The sequence below is a fragment of the Pantoea piersonii genome, from assembly GCF_003612015.1.
GTDB classification, from domain to species: domain Bacteria; phylum Pseudomonadota; class Gammaproteobacteria; order Enterobacterales; family Enterobacteriaceae; genus Pantoea; species Pantoea piersonii.
This window is the reverse complement of record NZ_RARB01000004.1, coordinates 85,857-108,150: the sequence shown is the minus strand read 5'-3', so window position 1 is coordinate 108,150 and position 22,294 is coordinate 85,857. Positions and strand designations below refer to the sequence as shown.

General features: G+C 58.8%; 19 protein-coding genes. 8 read left to right on the top strand and 11 right to left on the bottom strand.

What is annotated here, in order from left to right:
• Positions 1–31: 31 nt before the first annotated feature.
• Both yghU and D7S44_RS12430 read left to right on the top strand, forming a co-directional pair.
• On the top strand, positions 32–898 hold the full coding sequence (gene yghU / locus D7S44_RS12435) for a glutathione-dependent disulfide-bond oxidoreductase (RefSeq protein WP_120455284.1): 867 nt from the start codon (positions 32–34) through the stop codon (positions 896–898).
• Between the two features lie 11 nt (positions 899–909).
• Positions 910–1,203 (top strand): DUF1330 domain-containing protein, encoded by a 294-nt coding sequence (locus D7S44_RS12430; protein ID WP_120455282.1) that lies wholly within the window; start codon positions 910–912, stop codon positions 1,201–1,203.
• A 184-nt stretch (positions 1,204–1,387) separates the two neighbouring features.
• On the opposite strand, the gene D7S44_RS12425 is transcribed toward D7S44_RS12430, so the two are convergent.
• Positions 1,388–2,473 (bottom strand): YncE family protein, encoded by a 1,086-nt coding sequence (locus tag D7S44_RS12425; protein WP_120455280.1) that lies wholly within the window; start codon positions 2,471–2,473, stop codon positions 1,388–1,390.
• A gap of 126 nt (positions 2,474–2,599) precedes the next feature.
• Positions 2,600–3,517 (bottom strand): LysR family transcriptional regulator, encoded by a 918-nt coding sequence (locus D7S44_RS12420; protein WP_120455278.1) that lies wholly within the window; start codon positions 3,515–3,517, stop codon positions 2,600–2,602.
• Between the two features lie 86 nt (positions 3,518–3,603).
• Between D7S44_RS12420 and D7S44_RS12415 the strand changes: the two genes are divergently transcribed.
• On the top strand, positions 3,604–4,680 hold the full coding sequence (locus D7S44_RS12415) for a tartrate dehydrogenase (RefSeq protein WP_120455276.1): 1,077 nt from the start codon (positions 3,604–3,606) through the stop codon (positions 4,678–4,680).
• Here D7S44_RS12415 and D7S44_RS12410 read toward each other — a convergent pair.
• From D7S44_RS12410 to D7S44_RS12395, 4 genes are all read right to left on the bottom strand, one after another.
• Complete coding sequence (locus D7S44_RS12410; RefSeq protein WP_120455274.1) at positions 4,677–6,005, bottom strand: glycoside hydrolase family 28 protein; 1,329 nt, start codon at positions 6,003–6,005, stop codon at positions 4,677–4,679. The genes D7S44_RS12415 and D7S44_RS12410 overlap by 4 nt on opposite strands.
• Before the next feature lie 103 nt (positions 6,006–6,108).
• A complete protein-coding gene (locus D7S44_RS12405) occupies positions 6,109–6,924 on the bottom strand; it encodes a carbohydrate ABC transporter permease (protein WP_120455272.1) in 816 nt (271 codons plus the stop codon).
• Positions 6,924–7,796 (bottom strand): carbohydrate ABC transporter permease, encoded by an 873-nt coding sequence (locus D7S44_RS12400; protein WP_120455270.1) that lies wholly within the window; start codon positions 7,794–7,796, stop codon positions 6,924–6,926. The genes D7S44_RS12405 and D7S44_RS12400 overlap by 1 nt, the downstream gene beginning before the upstream one ends.
• Positions 7,797–7,853: 57 nt before the next feature.
• Positions 7,854–9,185: an ABC transporter substrate-binding protein gene (locus D7S44_RS12395; RefSeq protein WP_120455267.1), complete on the bottom strand. Its 1,332-nt coding sequence runs from the start codon at positions 9,183–9,185 to the stop codon at positions 7,854–7,856.
• 552 nt (positions 9,186–9,737) lie between these two features.
• On the opposite strand from D7S44_RS12395, the gene D7S44_RS12390 reads away from it, so the two are divergent.
• Positions 9,738–10,337, top strand: a complete 600-nt coding sequence (locus tag D7S44_RS12390; RefSeq protein WP_120455265.1) for a GNAT family N-acetyltransferase — start codon at positions 9,738–9,740, stop codon at positions 10,335–10,337.
• Between the two features lie 12 nt (positions 10,338–10,349).
• On the top strand, positions 10,350–11,441 hold the full coding sequence (locus D7S44_RS12385) for an ABC transporter ATP-binding protein (protein ID WP_120455263.1): 1,092 nt from the start codon (positions 10,350–10,352) through the stop codon (positions 11,439–11,441).
• Positions 11,442–11,497: 56 nt separating this feature from the next.
• On the opposite strand, the gene D7S44_RS12380 is transcribed toward D7S44_RS12385, so the two are convergent.
• On the bottom strand, positions 11,498–12,616 hold the full coding sequence (locus D7S44_RS12380) for an ROK family transcriptional regulator (protein WP_120455261.1): 1,119 nt from the start codon (positions 12,614–12,616) through the stop codon (positions 11,498–11,500).
• Positions 12,617–12,661: 45 nt separating this feature from the next.
• The gene (locus D7S44_RS12375) at positions 12,662–13,573 is read right to left on the bottom strand and encodes a glucosamine kinase nucleotide-binding domain-containing protein (RefSeq protein WP_120455259.1); all 912 of its coding nucleotides are present in this window, start codon (positions 13,571–13,573) and stop codon (positions 12,662–12,664) included.
• 278 nt (positions 13,574–13,851) lie between these two features.
• On the opposite strand from D7S44_RS12375, the gene D7S44_RS12370 reads away from it, so the two are divergent.
• Positions 13,852–15,009, top strand: coding sequence for a Gfo/Idh/MocA family protein (locus D7S44_RS12370; RefSeq protein WP_120455257.1), 1,158 nt, complete (start codon positions 13,852–13,854; stop codon positions 15,007–15,009).
• A gap of 100 nt (positions 15,010–15,109) precedes the next feature.
• Here the strand turns inward: D7S44_RS12370 and D7S44_RS12365 are convergent, their stop codons facing one another.
• Positions 15,110–16,351, bottom strand: coding sequence for an MFS transporter (locus D7S44_RS12365; RefSeq protein ID WP_120455256.1), 1,242 nt, complete (start codon positions 16,349–16,351; stop codon positions 15,110–15,112).
• Between the two features lie 241 nt (positions 16,352–16,592).
• Here D7S44_RS12365 and D7S44_RS12360 point away from each other — a divergent pair, with 241 nt between their 5' ends.
• Together D7S44_RS12360 and D7S44_RS12355 are read left to right on the top strand one after the other, a co-directional pair.
• The gene (locus tag D7S44_RS12360; protein WP_240629460.1) at positions 16,593–17,330 is read left to right on the top strand and encodes a hypothetical protein; all 738 of its coding nucleotides are present in this window, start codon (positions 16,593–16,595) and stop codon (positions 17,328–17,330) included.
• Positions 17,331–17,612: 282 nt separating this feature from the next.
• Positions 17,613–20,003: a glucose/quinate/shikimate family membrane-bound PQQ-dependent dehydrogenase gene (locus tag D7S44_RS12355; protein ID WP_120455880.1), complete on the top strand. Its 2,391-nt coding sequence runs from the start codon at positions 17,613–17,615 to the stop codon at positions 20,001–20,003.
• Between the two features lie 44 nt (positions 20,004–20,047).
• On the opposite strand, the gene D7S44_RS12350 is transcribed toward D7S44_RS12355, so the two are convergent.
• Both D7S44_RS12350 and D7S44_RS12345 read right to left on the bottom strand, forming a co-directional pair.
• Positions 20,048–21,250 (bottom strand): MFS transporter, encoded by a 1,203-nt coding sequence (locus D7S44_RS12350; protein WP_120455253.1) that lies wholly within the window; start codon positions 21,248–21,250, stop codon positions 20,048–20,050.
• Positions 21,251–21,357: 107 nt separating this feature from the next.
• Positions 21,358–22,248: a LysR family transcriptional regulator gene (locus D7S44_RS12345; protein ID WP_120455251.1), complete on the bottom strand. Its 891-nt coding sequence runs from the start codon at positions 22,246–22,248 to the stop codon at positions 21,358–21,360.
• Positions 22,249–22,294: the final 46 nt, after the last annotated feature.

The window sequence follows — 22,294 nt, the reverse complement described above, 5'->3', positions numbered from 1 at the left end:
CAAACTCTCATCAACAAGGCGAACCCACACTATGTCGGAAAACAGTTATCAGCCCGCAACAGTCTGGAAATGGGATCCGGAAGCCAAAGGCAACGGCGCGAAAACCAACCGTCCCATCGCAGGCGCGACCCATGAAAAAGCGCTGCCGGTCGGCAAACATCCACTGCAGCTCTACTCGCTCGGCACGCCGAACGGCCAGAAAGTAACCATCCTGCTGGAAGAGTTGCTGGCGGTCGGCGTCAGGGAAGCTGAGTATGACGCCTGGCTGATCCGCATCGGCGAAGGCGATCAGTTCGGTAGCGGCTTTGTTGATATCAACCCGAACTCAAAAATTCCGGCGCTCAGCGACCATTCGGTGAACCCGCCGCTGCGCGTGTTCGAGTCCGGCAATATCCTGCTTTACCTGGCGGATAAGTTCGGCCATTTCCTGCCTGAAGACCTGGCAGGCCGTACCGAAGCGCTGAACTGGCTCTTCTGGCTACAGGGCGCAGCGCCCTTCGTCGGCGGCGGCTTCGGCCACTTCTATCACTACGCGCCGGAGAAAATCGAATACGCCATTAACCGCTATACGCTTGAGACCAAGCGCCTGCTCGACGTGCTGGATCGCCGTCTGGCGGAGAGCCGCTTCCTCGGCGGCGACGCCTATACCATTGCCGATATCGCGACCTGGCCGTGGTTCGGTGGGCTGGTGCTGAACAACCAGTATGGCGCGACCGAGTTTCTCGATGCGAAATCCTATAAAAACGTGGCGCGCTGGGCGCAGGAGATTGCGGAACGTCCAGCGGTGATCCGCGGGCGCAAAGTAAACCGCGTGATGGGCGAACCGGCTGATCAGCTGCACGAGCGTCACGACGCATCCGATTTTGATACCAACACCGAAGATAAACGCCAGGCGTAAAGGAGCCGACAATGAGCGCATATGTAATCTTTATTCGCGACAAAATTACCAACCCTGAAGAGTTCGCTATCTACGGCGAAAAGGCGGGCAAAGCGCGCGGCGATCACCCTGTTACGCCGCTGGCGTTTTATGGTGAGCTGGAGACGCTGGAAGGGCCAAAAGCGGACGGCGTTGTGGTGCTAGAATTCCCGACGGTAGAAGCGGCACACGGCTGGTATGACAGCCCGGAATATCAGGAAGCCAAAGCGCACCGCCTGAAAGGCGCGGAGTATCGCGTGGTGCTGGTGCAGGGCGTCGAGAAGTAAAAAGGGACGCCTGACGGCGCCCCCTTAAAAGCTGACAGCGTGCCGACGCGGGTTGCATGATCCCGTCGCAAAAAGGCGAAAGTCAGCATTGATGTCAGCGCGTCCCGCGTTATCCATAGCGCGGGACGCTTTGTTTTCGGGCACCCGCTGCGCCCGCCATGGCTATTCCGTACGACGCTTTGCTTTAGTTCAGCTGAATACGCGCCACGCTGTCCGGACCTTTGCTGCTGTGGTCCTTATTGAAGCCCTGCTTGACGGTGACATAGAGCGTCTGACCATCCGGCGTGACCAGCAGGCTGTTGGGATGTCCCTCGAACGACCAGCTGTTTTTCACCGCATAGGTGGTGGCGTCAAGCTGCAGCACCTTTTTCGATTCGCGCTGGCTGATATAGATCTCGTTGCGTTTCGCGTTGAATTTAATCCCCAGCGCGTCGCCGTCGATACGTTTGATCACCTTGCCCGTACGCTCATCGAACACCAGCGTGGTCTTCGCTTTGGAGTTGTCGGTGACAAACAGACGGCCCGTCGCCGGATCTTCCGCCATATTCAGCAGCAGATACTCTTTGCCGTCGCCTGCGGTCAGGCGCTTCTCGATCTTATGGCTGCGCGGGTTGATCGCCAGGATCTCTCCGCCGCCGTTCGCAGCGTAAATACGATCGGTGACGGGGGAATAGATAATGCCGGTGACCCACTTGCCTGCGTTTTTAATACGGGTTTTCAGCTTCATGGTCTGCGCGTCTACCACCCAGATCACGCCGGGATCGCCCACGCCACCGATATAGAGCAGGCCGTCATGCAGAAAGATCTCGCGCGCGCCGAACGGGGATCCCTTCTCGTTGCGCTCGCTGAACAGCGTGCGCGCCAGCACCTTGCCCTTCACCGGATCGATCTTCGAGACGCCGCCATCCAGCGTGTTGGTCACGTAGAGCAGGCTGCCGTCATCATTCATGGTCATACCGAAGTTTTTCAGATCGGTATAGCCTTTGCCGGTGGTCTCCAGCGTGGCGGGATCGAGGCGATAGATGACGCCGCCGCTGACATCCTTAAAGGCGTCAGCGCTGGCGACGTAAAGCGCTTTGGCGCCCGGCGCGTAAGCCATCTCATAGAGGCCGAAGGCGAGTTTGCGCTGTTTCACCTGAGAAGCGGCGGGCTGCGCGGCGACGGTTGGGGCTTCGACTTTTTTCGCCGGGGCCTGACAGGCTGTCAGGCCGAAAGCGGCGGCAATCGCCAGAGCAAGCGCGGCGTTGCGCGGACTGAACAGAGGTTTCATGCATGACTCCCTTAGCAAATGAGTCGCCTCCGCCCGGTTAATCCGCAGCGGTTAGCGCTCAAAAAGAATGAGAATCATACTCATTAACAATCAATGTGTAAATATTAACCCGCCGCGGCGACAGCGTTACGCCTCCTGCTGTAAACGCGCCTGTAAAAAATCGACAAAGGCGGTAATACGCGCCGGAAGCTGACGCTGCGCCTGCCATACCGCAAAAATATCACCGTCAGGCGCCTGCCATTCCGGCAGAACGTGCAGCAGCTCGCCCCGTTCAATGGCGTGCTGCGCATCCCACCACGAGCGCAGCAGGATGCCGTGACCGTCCAGCGCCATGCGCATCGCCACCTCGCCGTCATTAGTGAGCAGGCTGCCACGAACCTTCTGGCTGCTGCTCTCATCCCCCTTAACAAAGCGCCACAGGGTAAAATCCCCTTCATGCTGGCGCAGCAGAATGCAGTTGTGCTGCGCCAGTCCATGAATATCGGCGGGCAGTCCGCAGCGGGCCGCGTAAGCGGGTGAGCAGCAAAGGATGCGCGGATTGGTGCGCAGCCGACGCGCCACCAGCCGTGAATCGGGCGGTTCGCCGACGCGCACATCGATATCCACGTTAGCATCGAGAAAATTGAGCGGCTGGCTGCTGAGCTGCAGCGAAAGCGACAGATCAGGGTGCAGAGCCGCGAACGCCGAGACGCAGGCGGCGACGTGGCGGCGGCCGAAGCCGAACGAGGCGTTAATATTCAGCGTGCCGCGCAGCGTCTGCGTCTGGCCGCTTACCGCCTCCTCCAGCGCCGCCAGCTGATCGAGCAGCGGACGCGCGCCGTCCAGATAGCGGCGTCCTTCTGCCGTCAGCTCCAGACGCCGCGTGGTGCGCCTGAGCAGCTGCACGCCGAGCCGTCGCTCAAGCTGGCTGAGACGCTTGCTGACCGCCGCCAGCGATAAACCGAGATCGCGCGCCGCCGCCGTCAGGCTGCCAAGGGTAGCGATACGCACAAAGAAGGCGAGATCGTCGGTCGAAGTGCGGGATTCTTTACTTTGATTCAACATTGGCTTGCGTTTCAGGCTAATTATTTCCCGGTGATGCAAAGTTATACTGCGGAGACAATTCGAACATCAACCCTGTGAGGTGCCCTGTGACTGAAAAAATCCATCGTATTGCCGTGATCCCCGGCGACGGTATCGGTAAAGAGGTGATGCCGGAAGGCATCCGCGTGATGAATGCGGCGGCAGAGAAGTTTGGTATCGCGTTGCGCTGGGAGTGGTTCGATTTCGCCAGTGCCGAATACTGGCAGCAGCACGGCAAGATGCTGCCCGATGACTGGTTTGCGCAGCTGAAAACCTTCGATGCGATCTACTTCGGCGCGGTGGGATGGCCTGAGATCGTGCCGGATCACGTCTCGCTGTGGGGATCGCTGCTGCAGTTCCGCCGCGAGTTCGACCAGTACGTTAACCTGCGGCCGGTGCGCCTGATGCCCGGCGTTAAGGCACCGCTGGCGAACCGCAAACCGGGCGATATCGACTTTTACGTGGTGCGTGAAAATACCGAGGGCGAATACTCCAGCGTCGGCGGCACGATGTTCCCCGGCACCGAGCGTGAAGTGGTGATCCAGGAAACCGTGATGACGCGCACCGGCGTCGATCGCATCCTGAAATTTGCCTACGAGCTGGCAAACAGCCGCCCGAAAAAGCACCTGACCTCCGCCACGAAATCCAACGGCATCGCCATTACTATGCCTTACTGGGACAAGCGAGTTGAGGCGATGGGCGAGCACTATCCGCAGGTCAAAGTCGATAAGTATCATATCGATATTCTTACCGCCAATTTCGTGCTGCATCCTGACTGGTTCGACGTGGTAGTCGCCAGCAACCTGTTCGGCGATATCCTCTCCGATCTCGGCCCGGCCTGTACCGGCACTATCGGCATTGCGCCCTCCGCTAACATCAACCCTGACCGCACCTTCCCCAGCCTGTTCGAACCGGTACACGGCTCCGCGCCCGATATCGCCGGTAAAGGCGTGGCGAATCCCATCGGCCAGATCTGGTGCGGCGCGATGATGCTGGAACACCTGGGTTATAAAGAGGCGGGCGACGCGGTGCTCGACGCTATCGAACGCACGCTGGCGCAGGGCGAATGCCTGACGCGCGATCTTGGCGGCGACGCAGGCACCGAAGCGCTTGGCGCCGCGATCGCCGCCGCGCTCAACGCTTAATCCACGTCGAACAGCTCTGCATGCCAGCCTGGCGGCAGCGGCTCAGGCCGCTCAACCGCCAGGTGATGCCAGCGCAGGTTCTCAACGCCGCGCGCGAACAGCGCGGGCAGGCCGTCAGGATAACGCTCTACGCCGTACGCTTCGCCGGTTCTGGGGTCGAGCTTATACGCATTATCCAGGCCCATGCCGGTCGGCGCGTCCGGGTTGCACGGCGGCCGAATATCATACTGTCCCTGCGCGCTATCATGGCTCAGCGTCTGGCGCAGCTGCACGCTGGCGATCAGCACGTCGCGGATATCGCCCGGCCGCGCCGCATGCAGGTTGATCGCCCCTTCCGCCACGCCGACGATATTGCTGAACTGCACCTGCTCAACCCTGCCAGGCATAATGTCAGGGCGACGGCTGCGTACTGAAATAAACAGCGGGTCGGCCTTTCCCCAGTGGCACGGCGGCGCATAATGGCAGACAAAGGTCAGCTGGCTGAACAGCAGACGCCGCAGGGTGCCGCCGTCGCGAGACAGGATGCCTACGGCGCGATTGGAGTCAAATATGGTGCAGCCGGTGACCGTCACATCTTCCACGTCATCCCAGGTTTCGGTGCCGATCTTAAAGGCGCAGCTGTAACTGCGCAGCTGGCAATTGGTAATCATAATCTGCCGTGCCGGACGCCGCAGCGCCGCTGGTTTGTGGGTGGTTTTAATACAGATTGCGTCATCGGCAGCGCTGAGGTAGCAGTTGCTGACAAACACCGTCTCGCAGCTGTCGATATCCAGCGCGTCGGTATTCGGCATAGTCATGGCGTTGTCGATGGTGAGATGGTCGATATGCACATGCCGGCAGCTCACCAGATGCACGGTCCACATCGGGGCCTGCACAATGGTAACGTCCTCCAGCCGCACCTGTTCGCAATCTTCAAACACAATGATGCGCGGCCTGTCGGCGCGCGGCAGCCGGTAGCCCTGCTCGTCACGCCCGGCGGCGAACCAGGCTTCGCCGTCGCCGTCAATGCGGCCAGTGCCGCTGATGGTGAGATTGCGCTGGCCAAGGGCGTAGAGCAGCACATTGTGCGACTTCTCGGCGCTGCTCAGCGCCTGGAACGGCTGGTAATCGGCCAGCCGCTGACTGGCGATCAGCACTGCGCCCGCTTCAAGGTGCAGTTCAAAATCAGAGGGCAGATTCAGGCAGCCGCTGCGGTAACGCCCGGCAGGCACCGTCAGGCGTCCTCCGCCCGCGGCAGCGATCTGATCCATGGCGTATTGCAGCACCGCCGTATCCAGGGTTTCGCCATCGGCGGCAGGATGAAAATCAGCAAGGGAAAGGTGCATTATGCGGCTCCCGCAACAGTGAGGAGGAAGAATTGCAGCACGTTCTGGCGTTGCAAACCTTTGTCTGGCCGCCACTTCGCCGCGCCATATGACATCTTTCGCATTACTTCACGGCGCCTTCGGTCACGCCACTGATAAATTTCCGCTGGAAAATCAGGAACACCGCTATCAGCGGCATAATGACAATCATCGCGCCCGCCATCAGTACCGGAATATCGATGGTGTTTTTGTTCTGAAAGAACATCATGCCAATCGGCAGAGTGCGCAGTTCATCTTTGTTGACCAGAATGAGGGGAATAAGGAATTCGTTCCAGGTCCAGATAAAGAGTAATAGACCAAGCGTCGACAACGTCGGCCAGATCGCCGGTACCAGAATACCCCACAGGATTTTGACCCGCGACGCGCCATCCATCACCGCAGCTTCTATCAGCTCTTTCGGCACCTGCTGAAAGGCGCTGGCGATCATCAGCGTGGTAAACGGCAGCGACAAGGCGATTTGCGGCAGGATCAGCGCCAGGTAGGTATTCGTCAGCCCCATCCAGCGCAGTTCATGATAGAGCGGAATGATAAACGCCTCGCTCGGCAGCACCATACCGAGCGCCAGCAGCGCCGCAATCCCTTTTTTACCGGGAATTTTCAGCCAGGCGAAGCCAAACCCCGCCAGAATCCCAAGCAGCACGCTGCACAGCACCACAGGAATGACCACCAGCACTGAGTTAAGGAAGTAGATGTTAAAATGCCCCTGCTGCCAGGCGGTAACGTAGTTTCTGATGCTAAACGAGGCGGGCAGCGTGAACACGCCCTGAAACAGCTCCATCTGGGTTTTGAAGGAGGTCATCAGCGCCATCAGAAACGGCAGGATGGTCATCAGCGCAACAATCCAGATCAGCGCGCGTGAAATCACCAGCGTACTTCGCATCAGTAACGCTCCTTTAAAGCCAGGTGTATCAGGTAGTTAATCCCTAACACGATCAGCATGCTGAACACCGCTACCGATGAAGCATAGCCAAAGTAGTGCAGGTCAAAGCCCTGCTTATACATGAAGATATTGGTGACCATGGTCGAGGTGCCCGGCCCGCCCTGGGTCATCACATAGACCAGATCAAACGCCTTCAGGCTGGCGATAACCGTCAACAGCAGCGCGATCCGCAACTCGGGCCGCAGGCCCGGCAGGGTGATTCGCATAAACTTCTGGCGACGCGAGGAGCCATCCAGATCGGCCGCCTCCAGCAGAGAAGGATCCATCCGCTGCAGCCCCGCCATAAACAGCACCAGACAGAAGCCGAAGAAGTACCAGGTAGCGACTAAGCCGACGGCGGGCAGCGCCCAGGTAAAGTCACCGAGCCACGACATCGCCAGCTGCGGCAAGCCGATAGCACGCAGTACCTGATCGATCGGACCAAACGCCGGGTTATACAGCCAGCGCCATACGACCCCCAGCACCGCCATCGGCATGATATAGGGCAGAAAGAAGAGAATACGCAGCACGCTTCGTTCGCTGTTACTGCGCGTGTCATACAAAAAGCTGCACAGCAGCAGGCCCACGCTAATGGGCAACAGGGTATAGAACAGCATCAGGATGGCGTTATTACCCAGCGCAATCCAGAATACCGGATCGCTGAACATGCGCAGATAGTTGCTGACACCGCTAAACAGCGGCAGCGAGGTGCCGTCCCACTCGGTAAAGCTGATGCCCAGCGAGGCCAGCAATGGAAAGAGCAGAAATACCGCGTAGACCAGTACTGCAGGCAGAACATAGAGAAAATTACGCCAACCGCTTAGATTCAACATAACCGTACTCGTGGCTCAGAACGACACTCAGGCCCGGCAATAGGCCGGGCCACCGGCTTAATGTTTCAGGGTTTTCAGGTAACGCTGATAGTTGTCGTCAAAATTAGCGATCATCTGGTCGGCTGTCTGCCGGCCGGCCAGCAGCAGCTGAACGTTCTGATTCAGCTCGGCATTCATGGTCGGCGTCGCCCAGTCAACGTAGTGGCCCAGACCGTCATAGTCGTTGAGCGTCAGCCACACCTGATACGCCTCCGCCAGCAGCGGATTGTCCGTCGGCATTTTGGCCGTCTTATTGGTGCTGGCAGGCAGGAAGCCGATCTTCAGCCAGCGGTCAGCCATCTCATCCGATACCATATAGTTAATGAATTTCGCCGCCGCATCCTGCTGCTCTTTACTCTTCGCGGTGCTGGTGACTGAGAAGGCCAGGTCGGTACCGCCCACCATCAGCGGCTGCTTCACGCCGTCACCGGCGGGCATGGCGGCAAAGTGAATATCTTTATTGTCTTTAAACTGGCCGAGGTACCAGGTGCCGCTCACCAGGAAGGCCGCCTGATTGTTCTGGAACAGCGTCGCGGCGTCATCGTGACCGATCCCCTGGAAGCCCGGGAAAAAGTAGCCGTTGTCTGTCCAGCGCTTCATCATGGTGGCGGCCTTCACCAGCTTGTCATCCTTAAAGCTGCCGCCGACATCGTAAATCAGATTGTCCAGCGCCTTACGGTCGTGGCTTTCTATTTGCGCCTGCCACAGGGTGCTGAGCAGCTGTTGGCCCATGTTGCCATCCAGCAGGCCGAGCATCATCGGCGCGGTGCCCTGCTGTTTCAGCTTCGCCATGGCGCTCTCCAGCTCAGCCAGGGTTTTGGGAACCGCAATGCCCGCTTTATCCAGCAGCGCTTTGTTGTAGTAAAGCCCAACCATTTCACCGAGGCTGGCGACGCCGTACAGTTTGCCGCTGCCGAATTCGCCGCTGTCTGACCAGCGGTTACGTTTAAGAATCGAGTCGGGGAAGCGTGTGGTCCAGCCGTCGGCGCTGGCATAGCTATCCAGCGGCACCAGCAGTTTATCTTTCACGAGGGAGCCCATATCGCCGCCGCCCTGATTCACCTGGGCGATCTGCGGCCCGTCGCCAGCGGTGAGCGCCAGCTTGAGCGGAATACGCGTATCTTCAAACGAGTGTACCGACCGGTTAATCACAATGCCTGGATTCTGCTGCGAAAAGGCTTTAATGCCCTCGTCCACGGCGGCTGTCTGCTGCGGATAGTTATAGATATCCCACTCATTGAGGGTGACGGCGGCCTGCGCGACGTGCGCGACGCTGCCCGCCAGCAAGCCCGCCGCCAATAGCCGACCCACATTGCGAATACGGAACGAACGAACTGAGGAAACAGACATTATGCTCACCTTCTCCAGACCAGGGTCGGCATCCTTTCATCTCACCGCCCGCCATCCCGCAGGCTGAAGCCTTTTACATCACACGCTTATCCATACTTACTTTAATAGAAAAATAAAGTCAAACAGCCAGCCGGTGAAATTGCAACGCTGTGAGCACGCGCAAATAAACAGCATTGTGGCGGCAAAATCAGCATGCCGCGCTGGCTATCCGTGACCTGACCGCAGCGGAACGCCACCCGAACGTCTTTCCTCAGCACAAAATATCAACGTCACCATTGCAAAATAACCTCATGATAAAACATATGAAAATCCTATCACGCTCACATTTTTCCGTTTTTCCAGTTCTGAAAGCCAGCCTCAGACGCCGCCTGTCGTGCGTGTTGGCGATCACAGTTGTGAAAGGTGATACCGGTAAAGATTGCCGAACCCGATGCGTTAGTGCGATAAGATAATTATTCTATCTTGAAAACTAAGTCCGCTTTCACTAACGTAACTTTTCATCTGCGGGCCGGTTCATCGACTGCCCCTCTCACCCACTTATGAGAATGCATTATGGCGAATCAAGGTGTCATTCGTCCGGCCACCCCGGCGGACTATCCGGCGCTCTACCGCATCTGTCTGGAGACAGCCGATGCCGGAGGCGATGCCCGCGCGCTTTACTCTGATCCGGACTATCCCGGCCAGCGGTTTGCCGTGCCCTATGCGCGCTTCGCGCCTGATTTTGCCTTTGTGCTGGAGATCGGCGGCGAGGTAATGGGTTATGTGGTAGCCGCGCCCGATACGCGTGCCTTCGAGGCGCAGCTGCAGGCGGAATGGTGGCCGTTATGGCAGGAGAAATATCGCCAGCGTACCGCCAGCGCGCCGCTTGATAATAAAGTGCTCGACGCCATCCGTCAGCCCGACAGTGCGGCTGACGCGCTGGTGGCGCAGTGGCCAGCGCATCTGCACATCAACCTGCTGCCAGCGGCGCAAAAAGGGGGCTGGGGACGCAAAATGATTGAGCATGAACTGGAAGCGTTACGGGCGGCAGGCGTCAGCGGCGTACACCTTGGCGTGAGCCTGCAAAACGAGCAGGTCTGCGCGTTCTATCAGCGCATGGGATTCACGCCGATCATGCGCAGCAACGCCATTTACATGGGCCAGATACTCTGAGTGAGGTAGCCGATGACCAGCCTGCGCTTGCAGAATGTGAAGAAGTCTTACGAGCACGTCAGTGTCATTCATGGCATCGATCTGACGATCAACAGCGGTGAGTTTGTCGTATTTGTCGGGCCTTCCGGCTGCGGTAAATCAACGCTGCTGCGCATGATCGCCGGGCTGGAGGAGATCAGCAGCGGGCAGCTGCTGATTGAGGAGCAGGACATGACGCAGCAGCCCGCCACCGAACGCGGCATCGCCATGGTCTTTCAGTCTTATGCGCTCTACCCCAATATGACGGTGCGCGGAAATCTGGCCTATCCGCTTGAGGTGATGAAAAAATCAAAGGCGGAGATTGCCGAGGCGATTGAGCGGACGGCGGCGCGTCTGCACCTGACCGAACTCCTTGACCGCCTGCCGCGCGCGCTCTCTGGCGGGCAGCGGCAGCGCGTGGCGATTGGTCGGGCGATCATTCGCCGTCCGCGGATTTTCCTGTTCGATGAGCCGCTCTCTAATCTTGATGCGGAGCTGCGGTTGCAGATGCGGATTGAGATTGCCCGGCTGCACGCCTCGCTAGGCAACACCATGATATATGTCACCCACGATCAGCTGGAGGCGATGACCCTGGCTGACCGCATTGTGGTGCTGCGTCAGGGCCGCATTGAACAGGTTGGCGCGCCGTTAACGCTCTATCACGATCCCGATAACCTTTTCGTCGCCGGCTTCATCGGTTCGCCCAGGATGAACTTCCTGCACGCTGAAATCAGCGCGGTTGGCAAAGGCGAAGTGCAGCTGCGGGTGCCGGAGCTGAAGATTAACAGCCTGGTGCTGCGCGTTGCTGCGCCCTGCCGCGAGGGGCAAGCGGTAACGCTGGGCATTCGGCCGGAGCATTTTCAGGCGGTGATGCAAACGCCAGAGGCGTTGCGCTTTCAGGGTGAGCTGTCGTTTAGCGAAATGCTCGGCCACACCAACTATCTCTATCTCGACATTGGGCGTGAACAGATGCTGGTGGTTGAGGAGCGCGAAGCGCATGCGCGCGAGCTGGGCGCACAGGTAGAACTGGGCATTTCCGCCGCTCATTGCCTGCTATTTGACGAGCGCGGAGAACGGCTACGTTAAGAGAAGCGAACAGGATTTTCGGGCGCTGCGGCGCCCGTTTTCTTTGACAGCCGGTATCAGGTTACCGGCTCTTCATCGGCCTGCGCCGCCAGCAGGTCAAGCAGGCGGTTAACGGCAAAACCCGCCGCCCCCAGCGCCCACATGCGGTTTGACTCGGTCAGGAACTGCAATGGCGTCATATGCGGCGTCAGCTTCAGCCGGTAAGCCTGGAAGCTCTGGGTGATGTGATCGAGGAGAATGCGCGACGCCATATGCGGCTCCATCGCCAGATACACCACATCGGGATCGTAGGCCACCGACAGATTTGCCAGCGAGATCCCCAGCTCACGCCCCGCCTCTTCCAGCGCTGCCAGCACCTCTGGCGTCGGACGCTGATCCAGCGACTGCAGTGTGGTTAGCGCAGTTGGCTCGTGCTCCGCCACCCGCTGCAAAATAGCGCGGGAGGAGGCCACGTCCTCCAGCAACCGCAGCGAGCCGTCGCCGACCAGCCCGTTACCAATCTCGCCCGCTTTGCCGTGGCGCCCCCGGTAGAGCTGGCGATTGAGGATGATCCCGGCACCAATGCCCTTGCCGTAGGTGGCGATAACCGCCGACTGAGCCGTGCCGAGCTGGCCAAATACCAGCGCCGCCATCGCCATCGCGTTGGCATCATTCTCAATAAAGACCGGCAGCGAGAAGCGTTCCTCCAGCTGACGCGCGACCGGCACGTTCTCCCAGTCGAGTACTTTCGAGCGGATGCAGTAGCCGTTTTCAGCGTCTACCAGCCCCGATAACGCCAGACCGATGGCGCCGACCCGCTTCTCTTCAACGCCGCGCAGGAATTTTGCCAGCGCATCGCCGAGCTGGCGCGGCGTCAGGGGACCAGAAGGCATCTGCTGTTCGCCCAGCAAATTGCCGCTGAGATCGGTCATCACGATGAGGTTACGTTCAGCGTTGAGCTGGATGCCGATTACGCTGGCGCGATCGGGGTTGAGCCCCAGCAGCGTTTTGGGCCGTCCCATCGACACGCGACGCAGCCCCAGCTCCTGCACAATCTCTTGTGCCAGCAGGCGATTGGTCGCCTGCGAGACCGTCGACATGCTCAGGCCGCTGCGGACTTTAAGATCGGACTGGCTAATCGGCGCGTTTTCAACAATCAACCGCAGAATGCGCGCGGTCACGTTGGGAGCGGTCATAAATTCCTCGGGTTATATCCCTGTCGTTAACCAGCAGGCTTCCGGTCAGTGACTGGGTAGCTGTGCCGGAGTGACGTTATCGGACGATAAAGCAGGATGCGCGCGGGCAAGCGTCAGCGCTCCGCTTAACGCGTCACCCTGCGGCATCACCAGCCGGGCCTGGATATCGGCGGCCAGCCAGCGATAAATCGGCGCCGCCAGGCCGCCCATCAACGCCACGCGCCCGGAGCTTAGCGCCGTAAGTCGACGCACCATCAGGCCGATATCTTCAGCCGTCTGCCGCAACAGGTCCTGTGCATGATGGTCACCGGCAGCAGCGGCGGCGAAAATCTGCGGCACCACTCGCGCCCAGTCAGCGGGCGCGGCCGTACGGGTCCACAACAGCATGGTTTCCGGACTGTGATCAAATTGCGCCATCAGCTGATAAGTAAAATCGCTTTGCCCGACAATCGCTTCGTGAGCCAGCAGCGCCAGGCGCAGCGCACGGCGGCCCAGCTCCGCGCCCGATCCGTGATCGGAGAGGGCAAAGCCCCAGCCGCCCAGCAGCGTGAAGCGTGCGCCATCCCAGGCGGCGCCCTGGCTACCGGTGCCGGTAATGAACACCGCACCAGGCTGCCCGCCGTGGGCGCCCGCGCAGGCGATCTCTACATCGCTGACCACCTGTAAAGCCGCACATACTGGCTGCCAGCTGGCCAGCCGCGCCTGTACCGACGCGACGTTAGCGCCAGCTAATCCGGCGACCAGCGAGGTCTGTGCCAGCATCTTTGGTGACAGTCCGGCCTGTACAAATACCGTGTCGATCAGCTGCCCGACGCTGGACAGAGCGGCCTCATACTGTGACCAGACGTTAGCAGGCCCGCCAGCGGCTTCCGCCAGTACCGTACCCTGAAGGTCGGTTAACCGCGCGCGACACTGGGTGCCGCCACCATCAATGCCAAGAAGATAGTGTGATTGCACGCGTTTCCTCCCGCCTCCACTGGTTAAGAGTTGTAGCCATAATGAGCGAACGATAGGGTAAAAAAACTTAAATCGCAATAACAAATAAATATCGCAAAAAAATATCCGGATTTTCATCTTAATTTACATAAAGATAAATAAAACCTCCTTTGCAAATATTGCAGCGCGATATTGACATTAGTTTTTCTACCGTAATAAGTTGGCGTTCAGATTATCAACAGTCGCGCCTGGCTATGAGCGGGCTCTGCGCTATCCGATTTCAGGATCAGGGGTTTAACATGAAAGTAGGCATTATCGGTCTTGGCTTTCGTCTGTCCCACGTCATCAAAGAGTTCAATAACGCTGACGACGCCTTCTCAGTGGTGGGCTATTACGACCCGGCTCCCGCCGGGCTGCCTAATCTGCATAGTTTTGGTATCGATCCGGGAGAGGCGTTTGACTCGGCTGAGGCATTACTGCAGCACGGCGGTATGGATGTGGTGCTGGTGGGTTCACCTAATTTTCTCCACCTTGAGCATGTGGGCCAGGCGCTGGCGGCGGGCTATACCGTCTTTACCGAAAAACCGGTGGTGATCAACGAACAGCAGACCATGGAGATGGCGAAGCTGGTGCGTCAATATGGCGAGGCGCGCATTCTGGTTGGGCTGGTACTGCGCTATTCGCCGCTCTATCACGATCTGCTGGCCGCACGCGACGCCGGTCAGCTGGGCGAAATCACGTCAATTGAGGCGACAGAGCATATCAAGCCTTACCATGGCGCATTCTTCCAGCGCGACTGGCGGCGGCTGGAAAAATATGCCGGTCCCTACATTCTGGAAAAATGCTGCCACGACATCGATCTTTATCAGGGGCTGATGCAGCAACGACCGGTGCGGGTGGCCAGCTTTGGCGGCCGTAAATCCTTTACCCCGGCGCATGCCCCGCAGGGGACGGTAACTGCTGACTCCGAGGTCTACCATATCAAGCCAAGCGGCTGGTCGAGTACTGATGCGGTGTTTGACAGCGATGCGGATATTGTCGACTACCAGACCGCCCTGATTGAATACGCGGGCGGAGCGACCCTCGCCTTTCACGCCAATCTGAACGTGCCGGATGAGTTCCGTCGCTTCTGCGTCATCGGTACCGACGGGATGGCGGAAGGGGATTTCGTTCGCAACTATTTCCGCGTCCACAATGCGCGCAGCGGCGAGAAAGAAGTCGATACCGCCTACAGCGGCAACGCTTACGATGGCCACTACGGTGCCGACGCGCTGATGGCGGAAGAGATTGTAAAACACATTAAACAGGGAACACCGCTGAAAGTTTCAGTTGTGGACGCGCTGGAAGCGGGCCTCACCGCCATAAAAATCGATGAGGCGCGCAAAACCCGCAGCGTAGTGGATATGCGCGAAAGCTGGCAAACCTTTGACGCCAACCTGGGAAAAACAGGGGCCTGATGGCCCTCTCCTGAGGCGCGCCGTCCCCCGTCGCGCCTTAGTCTGTGATTAGCGGTATGACTGGAAGCTCACTGTCGCCGGCCCCCATGGGCCGGTTTTTTTATGCGGCATCGACATCGTTCTCCAGCTTCTGGCGCTTACGTAAATGCGGGAACAGCGCCATCCACAGACCCACCACCACCAGCGTGCCGATACCGCCAATCGCCGCGGCAGGTACCGCGCCGAACCAGGCGGCCAGCATCCCTGACTCGAACTCGCCGAGCTGGTTTGAGGTGTTGATAAAAATGGCGTTGACCGCGTTAACGCGGCCACGCATATCATCGGGCGTATCGAGCTGCACCAGCGCGCCGCGGATCACCATGCTCACCATATCGAATCCGCCAAGCGCGGCCAGCGCCAGCAGCGACAGCCAGAGCTGGGTGGAGAGCGCAAACACCAGCGTCGCGATGCCGAATCCCGCCACCGAGCCGAACATGATCATACCGACATGTTTCTCCAGCTTATTGCGGCTCAGCCACAATCCCACCAGCAGCGCGCCTACTGAAGGCGCGCCGCGCAGCAGACCAAGCCCCCAGGGACCCGTGTGAAGAATATCCTGAGCGAAAATCGGCAGCAGCGCCGTCGCGCCGCCGAGCAGGACAGCGAAAAGATCCAGCGAAATCACGCCGAGCACATCTTTACGATCGCGGATAAAGCGCACGCCGGCAAAAAGGTTCGGCAGATTCATCGGCAGACGCGTCTGCGGCGGACGCTCATAATGCAGGCGGGCCACCAGAAAAAGCGACAGCAGATAAAAGGCGGCAGAGACGCCATAGACCACGTCCGGTCCGGCGACATAGAGCAGACCGCCCAGCGTGGGGCCGACGATAACCGCCGCCTGGCTGCCGACTGACGTCGAGGCCATGGCGCGCGCGAGAATAGCGGGCGGTACCAGCGAAGGCAGCATCGAGGTAATGGCGGGCCACTCCAGCGCTTTCGCCACGGAGATAAGGAACACCAGCCCCCAGATTTCTATTTTGCCTGCCCACTGAAACAGGGTTAACAACACCAGTGCGCCCAGCGCGACAAACTCTATCAGCTGACCCAGCAGGACGATGCGCCGACGGTCGTACTGATCGGCCAGATGACCGGCAGGCAGCGCCAGCAGCACCGACGGCAGAAACTGCATCAGGCCAATAATGCCCAGCGCCATAGCGCTGCTGGTAAGGGCGTAGATCTGCCAGCTAATGGCGACGGAGAACATCTGAAAGCCAAACGATGAGCAGGTGCGTGCCAGCCAGAAAGCGACAAACGCCCGGTGTTTTAACAGCGAATCATCCGCTGTCGATGCCATAGAATCCATAATATATCCCGTTGATCACTCTGCCGACTCACGTCATAGCATGAGCCTCTCTTTTTTATCCGCGCAGGCGAATGCGTAGCACAGCGTGCTTGATTTCCCGTCGCCTGGCAATGTCGGGATGTGCTTTGTCAGGCGGGTAAAATGGCACGCCTGTTATTGGGTTAATTACTGACTATTATCAGACTATTTATTTCCAGAAACCCAAAATCAGGACCAGTAAATTATTAAAGGTTTCATTATAATGGCTGCTAATAGCCGCGCAACAAGGCGCATAAAAAGGGTGACGCCTTTAATAATTCCGTTTTATATTGAGTCCAGCAGTAACCTGAGCGTTACCTTGAAAATCAATTTTCATTTTTGTCCGACTTTTTCTTTTAACCAGAGATGCATGGAAAATAGCTTGTACAATCCATATGTTACTGAAAATATTCTCTGCCCTGCAGGTACGCTGCTGGGTTTTTGTTATTCCAAACCTTACTTACTGGATGATGTTGAGGGAATCAATAATAATACCGACATAGTTGCGTGGACGAATCATTCTGCAAATGAAGCAGCCTTAATGATTATTCCCGTCACGGTAAAGCAGCTTAAACAAATCATTGCCGCACCGGAGCAATATCGCTTATGGCAAAATTCACGGATCCGTCTTGCCATTAACTATGACGCCCTGAAAGAGTGCCGCCTCGCTTTGCCTGAAATAACAAATATTTTCCACTTCTGGCTACTCGATTTCGCCCCGCCCGGCGCTGACTGGCGGCTGATTGACTCTTTTCCTTTTTCCGGCATCGTGTTAAGCGAAGATTTCTTTAACGCTAATTATCAAAAATTCACCTTCCCCTTTTTATTATCTTCATTTGCTGAAAGAGAAATTAAGGTTATTGTCCGCAGCGCTCAGCCCGCGCCGCCCGCCGAGGTGATGAAGGCGTTGAATATATCTGGCTGGCAGCAGCAGCGATGCGCAGGCTCTCTGTTTAGCTGAATCGCCGAGGAAAAACCCAACCGCTGGCGTTATGGGCGCAGGCTTCGCGCCATAACGCAGCGTAAAACCCCATAAAATGTCGTCCTAATTACGCGCTCAAGCGCAAAGCGCTAAAAAAATCAAACCTCTTAACGTTTTTGCTATAAAATTTAACTCACATGGACAGCGTTGCTCACGGAAAGAGCGGCATTGAACACCTGCTTTCTTACGTACTTTATGACGTGAAAACAGCCTAATTCGTTGTTTTCTGTGTTTTTATGGCAAAAAAACGAGGTCGACATTATGGGGAAAAGTTCCTCATCTTTTGGCGTAATTCGTTTCCTGACGGTGCTGTTCGCATTCCTGACGGGCGCGTTTATGCTGATTGGCGGTGGTTGGTTAGCCGCTATCGGAGGTTCCTGGTATTACGTTATCGGCGGTGTGGTTATGCTTATCACCGCTTATCTGCTGTCACGTCGCAAAAGCACCGCGCTGGTTCTCTATGCGCTGCTGCTGATCGGCACCCTGATTTGGGGCGTGTGGGAAGTCGGCACTGACTTCTGGGCCCTGGCGCCGCGCACCGACGTGCTGGTGATCTTCGGCGTCTGGCTGATCCTGCCCTTCGTTTACCGTAGCGTAAACGCTGGCAGCAAAGCCGCGCTGGGCAGCATGGCTGTCGCGCTGATCGCCAGCGCTCTCGTGCTGGCCTATGCGGTGTTTAACGATCCGCAGACGGTGAATGGCAAGCTGCCGGAAACCGCGCAGAACGCCACGCCAGCACAGCCGCTGAGCAATATCGACGATGCTGACTGGCCCGCCTATGCGCGTGACCAGCAGGGTACTCGCTTCTCGCCGCTGAAGCAGATCAACGAAGGGAACGTGAAGAACCTGCAGGTTGCCTGGCAGTTCCAGACCGGCGATCTGAAAACCCCGAACGATCCGGGTGAAATCACCGACGAAGTGACGCCGATTAAGGTTCGCGACACCCTCTACCTCTGCTCGCCGCACCAGATCCTGTTCGCGCTCGACGCGACCACCGGCAAGCAGAAGTGGAAATTCGATCCGGGCCTGAAACCGAACCCGACCTTCCAGCATGTCACCTGTCGTGGCGTCTCTTACCACGAAGTGCCTGCTGCGGCCGATGCCGCTAACAGCCAGCCTGCGCTCTGCTCGCGCCGTATTTACCTGCCGGTAAACGATGGTCGCCTGTTCGCGCTGGATGCGGAAACTGGCGCACGCTGCCCTGCCTTTGGCAACAACGGCGAGCTGGATCTGCAGCACAAGCAGCCGGTCACTACCTCAGGTCAGTATGAGCCGACCTCGCCGCCGGTTATCACCGATACCACTATTGTGATTGCGGGCGCGGTAACCGATAACTACTCGACCCGCGAGCCGTCAGGCGCGATCCGCGGCTTCGACGTTAACACCGGCAAACTGCTGTGGGTCTTCGATCCGGGCGCGAAAGATCCTAACGCGATCCCGTCTGACGAACACACCTTCACCATGAACTCGCCGAACTCCTGGGCGCCGGCGGTTTACGATCCGAAACTGGATACCGTTTACCTGCCGATGGGCGTTTCTACCCCGGATATCTGGGGCGGCAACCGTACGCCGGAGCAGGAGCGTTATGCGAGCAGCGTGCTGGCGTTGAACGCCACCACCGGTAAGCTGGTATGGTCCTATCAGACCGTACACCACGATCTGTGGGACATGGACCTGCCGTCGCAGCCGACGCTGGCCGATATCACCGATAAAGACGGCAATACCGTTCCGGTGATCTACGCCCCGGCGAAAACCGGCAACATCTTTGTGCTGGATCGCCGTACCGGGAAGCCGGTTGTGCCTGCGCCGGAGACCCCGGTTCCGCAGGGCGCAGCGAAAGGCGACCACGTTTCGCCGACGCAGCCTTACTCCGAGCTTACCTTCCGTCCGAAGCAGAATCTGACGGACAAGGATATGTGGGGCGCGACCCTGTATGACCAGCTGGTGTGCCGCGTGATCTTTAAGCGCCTGCGCTACGAAGGTCCGTTCACTCCGCCGTCCGAGCAGGGCACGCTGGTGTTCCCGGGCAACCTGGGCATGTTCGAATGGGGCGGTATTGCGGTCGATCCGCATCGCCAGATCGCTATTGCCAACCCGATGGCGCTGCCGTTTGTTTCTAAACTGGTGCCGCGCGGTCCGGGCAACCCGATCGAGCCGCCAGAAGGCGCGAACGGCGGTTCAGGCACCGAAACCGGTATCCAGCCGCAGTACGGCGTGCCGTACGGCGTTGAGCTGAACCCGTTCCTGTCACCGTTTGGTCTGCCGTGTAAACAGCCGGCCTGGGGCTACGTTTCTGCCGTCGACCTGAAAACTAATGAAGTCGTCTGGAAGAAACGTATCGGCACCACGCGCGACAGCGCGCCGGTTCCGCTGCCGTTCAAGATGGGTATGCCGATGCTGGGCGGCCCGATCGCCACTGCCGGTAAGGTATTCTTTATCGGTGCGACCGCAGATAACTATCTGCGCGCTTTCAGCACCGAAACCGGTGAGCAGCTGTGGCAGGCGCGTCTGCCGGCTGGCGGTCAGGCGACGCCGATGACCTATGAAGCGAATGGCAAGCAGTATATTGTCATCGCTGCAGGCGGTCATGGCTCCTTCGGCACCAAGCTGGGCGACTACGTTATTGCCTATGCGTTGCCCGATGAGAAATAAGCCTCGTTGAGGTGATTAAAAAAGCGGACTTCGGTCCGCTTTTTTTATTGCTGTTCCTTCCGGCTTTTCCACCCGTTCACTGCCCCGCACAGCACCATTACCGCCGCCGTCAGCAAAAATACCGGCCGCATGCCGTACGCCCCGCCAATAATGCCGCCGAACAGCGGGCCGCTTACCTGACCGATATACTGCGCAGAGGTGGAGTAGCCAAGCATACGGCCAACCTGCCCTTCCGGCACGCTGTGCCGAATAATCGCCGTGATGCAGGGCAACAGGCCGCCCAGCGCCATCCCCATTAAAAAGCGCAGCACCACCAGCTGCCACGCGGCGGTAATAAACGCCTGAGGAATAAGCAGCATCGCGCAGACCAGCAGCCCGGCACTCAGCACGCGCCAGTGGCCGATACGGTCAGCCAGTTTGCCCAGCCGCGGCGCAGAAAGAATGCTGCCCAGCGCGGCTGCGGCCATCACCAGCCCGGCGGTAACGGTGACGGTGTGATCCCCCTGAACAAACTGCCCGACATAGAGCGTGATAATCGGCTCAATCGACATATTGGCGAAAATCAGCAGCATTCCCGACAGCCACATCAGCCTTACTACGCCGTGATTGACGCGGCCCGACCCGCTGTCGGCGCGATGCGTCGCCGCAGGCTGACGCGGCAGCTCTTTAAGCAGAAACGCGGTCGCCAGGAAGGCGAGAAAAATCACGCCGCCGGTCAGCCAGAAGGTATGGCGGATGCCAATCAGCGGCGGCAGCACGCCGCCCAGCAGCGGGCCGACGACATTGCCCGCCATAATCCCGGATGAGAGCACGCCGAGCGCCCAGCCGGTCTGCGCCTTCGGCGTCTGGGACGCCACCAGAATGGTTGAGCCGGAGGCGTAGCCGCCAAGCAGCCCCGCCAGCAGGCGCAGCGCCACCAGCTGCCAGGGCGCGCTCGCCATGCCGATCAGAGCCATCGCGATTGCCATGCCGAGACTGGCGCGGATCAGCATCAGCTTGCGGCCATAGCGATCCGCCAGCCTGCCCCAGAGCGGCGCGGTCAGCGCGGCGCTGAAGAAGGTCGCGCCATAGGCCAGCCCGGACCAGCGCGCAATCGCCGCCGGTTCCGTCACGCCGAGCTGACGCACATAGAGCGGCAGAAACGGCAGCAGTAGCGTCATCGCCACGATAGTGCTGAACGAGCCCAGCACGCAGACCCATAAGTTACGTTTCCAGATTTGCGCATCTGGCGCGGCGATCGCTTCCATAAAGCCCTCCGTCTTATTTGACCTTCAGGCTAGCGGCGTTGATGCGTGAACAACAGTCCCGCCGCGATAATTACTCAGCGCCGCCCGCTGTTGCCAGACAGCAACAATCAGCTATTCAGCGCGGCGATAAGCGTGTCACACAGCAGGCTGACCGGCGCGGCGGGCTGCGCCTCCTTCAGCAGCAGATAGCTTTGCAGGCGATCCATCTGCCACTCCGCCAGTAGCTGGGTGATTTCGCCGCGCGCCAGCGCCGCCTGCGCCATATAGGAAGGCAGATAGGCGATGCCGCTGCCCGCCTGCGCGGCGTTGAGCAACGCCATGCTGTTGTTGGCGCGAAAGCGGCTGCGCACGTCGATCGCCAGTCGTTGCTTATCGCGACGAAAAGGGAGCGCGGCGGTATGCGCCGGACCGTGAAACATCAGCAAATCGTGGCGCGGCAGCATATCGGGATGGGTAACGGGCGGGCGCTGCGCCAGATAGTCCGGCGCGGCGTAGAGCCCCCAGTCGATATTACCTAACACCCGAACGTGCGCTCCCTGCGGCGCGCGGGCGCGAATAACGATGGCGATATCGACCTGCTCTTCCAGCCGATCGCTGCCGCGATCGGTCAGGTCGAGATCGACGTTGATATGGATATGGCGCCGCAGAAAAGGATTAAGCGCGGGCACCACACACTGGCAGCCGTAGGTGACCGGCGCCTGCAGCCGCACGTTGCCCGCAACGTTCTGATGCAGCTGCTGGACAAAGGCGTCGGCGCGATGCATCTCCGCCAGCATACGGGTGCAGAAAGGATAGTAGGCCTGACCCAGCTCGGTCAGCGCCAGTTTGCGTGTGGTGCGCTGCAAGAGTTTAAATCCCAGCCGCACCTCAAGCCGGGCGATCTCCCGACTGACGTGGGATTTTGACAGGCCGAGCGCGCGTGCGGCCTCGCTGAAGCTCCTGCACTCCACCACGCGGGCGAACATCATCATCGCCGTTAAGTTTTCGCTGTTATCCATGATTGTCTTTGTCCGCCGGAAAAAAGCAGACTAAACAATTCAGCCA

What these genes read in the sequence shown, in the direction of transcription:
- D7S44_RS12355 (WP_120455880.1), top strand. Translation starts at nt 17,613, where the DNA reads ATGGGGAAAAGTTCCTCATCTTTTGGCGTAATTCGTTTCCTGACGGTG.
- D7S44_RS12385 (WP_120455263.1), top strand. Translation starts at nt 10,350, where the DNA reads ATGACCAGCCTGCGCTTGCAGAATGTGAAGAAGTCTTACGAGCACGTC.
- D7S44_RS12370 (WP_120455257.1), top strand. Translation starts at nt 13,852, where the DNA reads ATGAAAGTAGGCATTATCGGTCTTGGCTTTCGTCTGTCCCACGTCATC.
- D7S44_RS12380 (WP_120455261.1), bottom strand. Translation starts at nt 12,616, where the DNA reads ATGACCGCTCCCAACGTGACCGCGCGCATTCTGCGGTTGATTGTTGAA.
- D7S44_RS12365 (WP_120455256.1), bottom strand. Translation starts at nt 16,351, where the DNA reads ATGGATTCTATGGCATCGACAGCGGATGATTCGCTGTTAAAACACCGG.
- D7S44_RS12430 (WP_120455282.1), top strand. Translation starts at nt 910, where the DNA reads ATGAGCGCATATGTAATCTTTATTCGCGACAAAATTACCAACCCTGAA.
- D7S44_RS12420 (WP_120455278.1), bottom strand. Translation starts at nt 3,517, where the DNA reads ATGTTGAATCAAAGTAAAGAATCCCGCACTTCGACCGACGATCTCGCC.
- D7S44_RS12425 (WP_120455280.1), bottom strand. Translation starts at nt 2,473, where the DNA reads ATGAAACCTCTGTTCAGTCCGCGCAACGCCGCGCTTGCTCTGGCGATT.
- D7S44_RS12360 (WP_240629460.1), top strand. Translation starts at nt 16,593, where the DNA reads ATGGCTGCTAATAGCCGCGCAACAAGGCGCATAAAAAGGGTGACGCCT.
- D7S44_RS12410 (WP_120455274.1), bottom strand. Translation starts at nt 6,005, where the DNA reads ATGCACCTTTCCCTTGCTGATTTTCATCCTGCCGCCGATGGCGAAACC.
- D7S44_RS12405 (WP_120455272.1), bottom strand. Translation starts at nt 6,924, where the DNA reads ATGCGAAGTACGCTGGTGATTTCACGCGCGCTGATCTGGATTGTTGCG.
- D7S44_RS12350 (WP_120455253.1), bottom strand. Translation starts at nt 21,250, where the DNA reads ATGGAAGCGATCGCCGCGCCAGATGCGCAAATCTGGAAACGTAACTTA.
- yghU (WP_120455284.1), top strand. Translation starts at nt 32, where the DNA reads ATGTCGGAAAACAGTTATCAGCCCGCAACAGTCTGGAAATGGGATCCG.
- D7S44_RS12400 (WP_120455270.1), bottom strand. Translation starts at nt 7,796, where the DNA reads ATGTTGAATCTAAGCGGTTGGCGTAATTTTCTCTATGTTCTGCCTGCA.
- D7S44_RS12390 (WP_120455265.1), top strand. Translation starts at nt 9,738, where the DNA reads ATGGCGAATCAAGGTGTCATTCGTCCGGCCACCCCGGCGGACTATCCG.
- D7S44_RS12395 (WP_120455267.1), bottom strand. Translation starts at nt 9,185, where the DNA reads ATGTCTGTTTCCTCAGTTCGTTCGTTCCGTATTCGCAATGTGGGTCGG.
- D7S44_RS12345 (WP_120455251.1), bottom strand. Translation starts at nt 22,248, where the DNA reads ATGGATAACAGCGAAAACTTAACGGCGATGATGATGTTCGCCCGCGTG.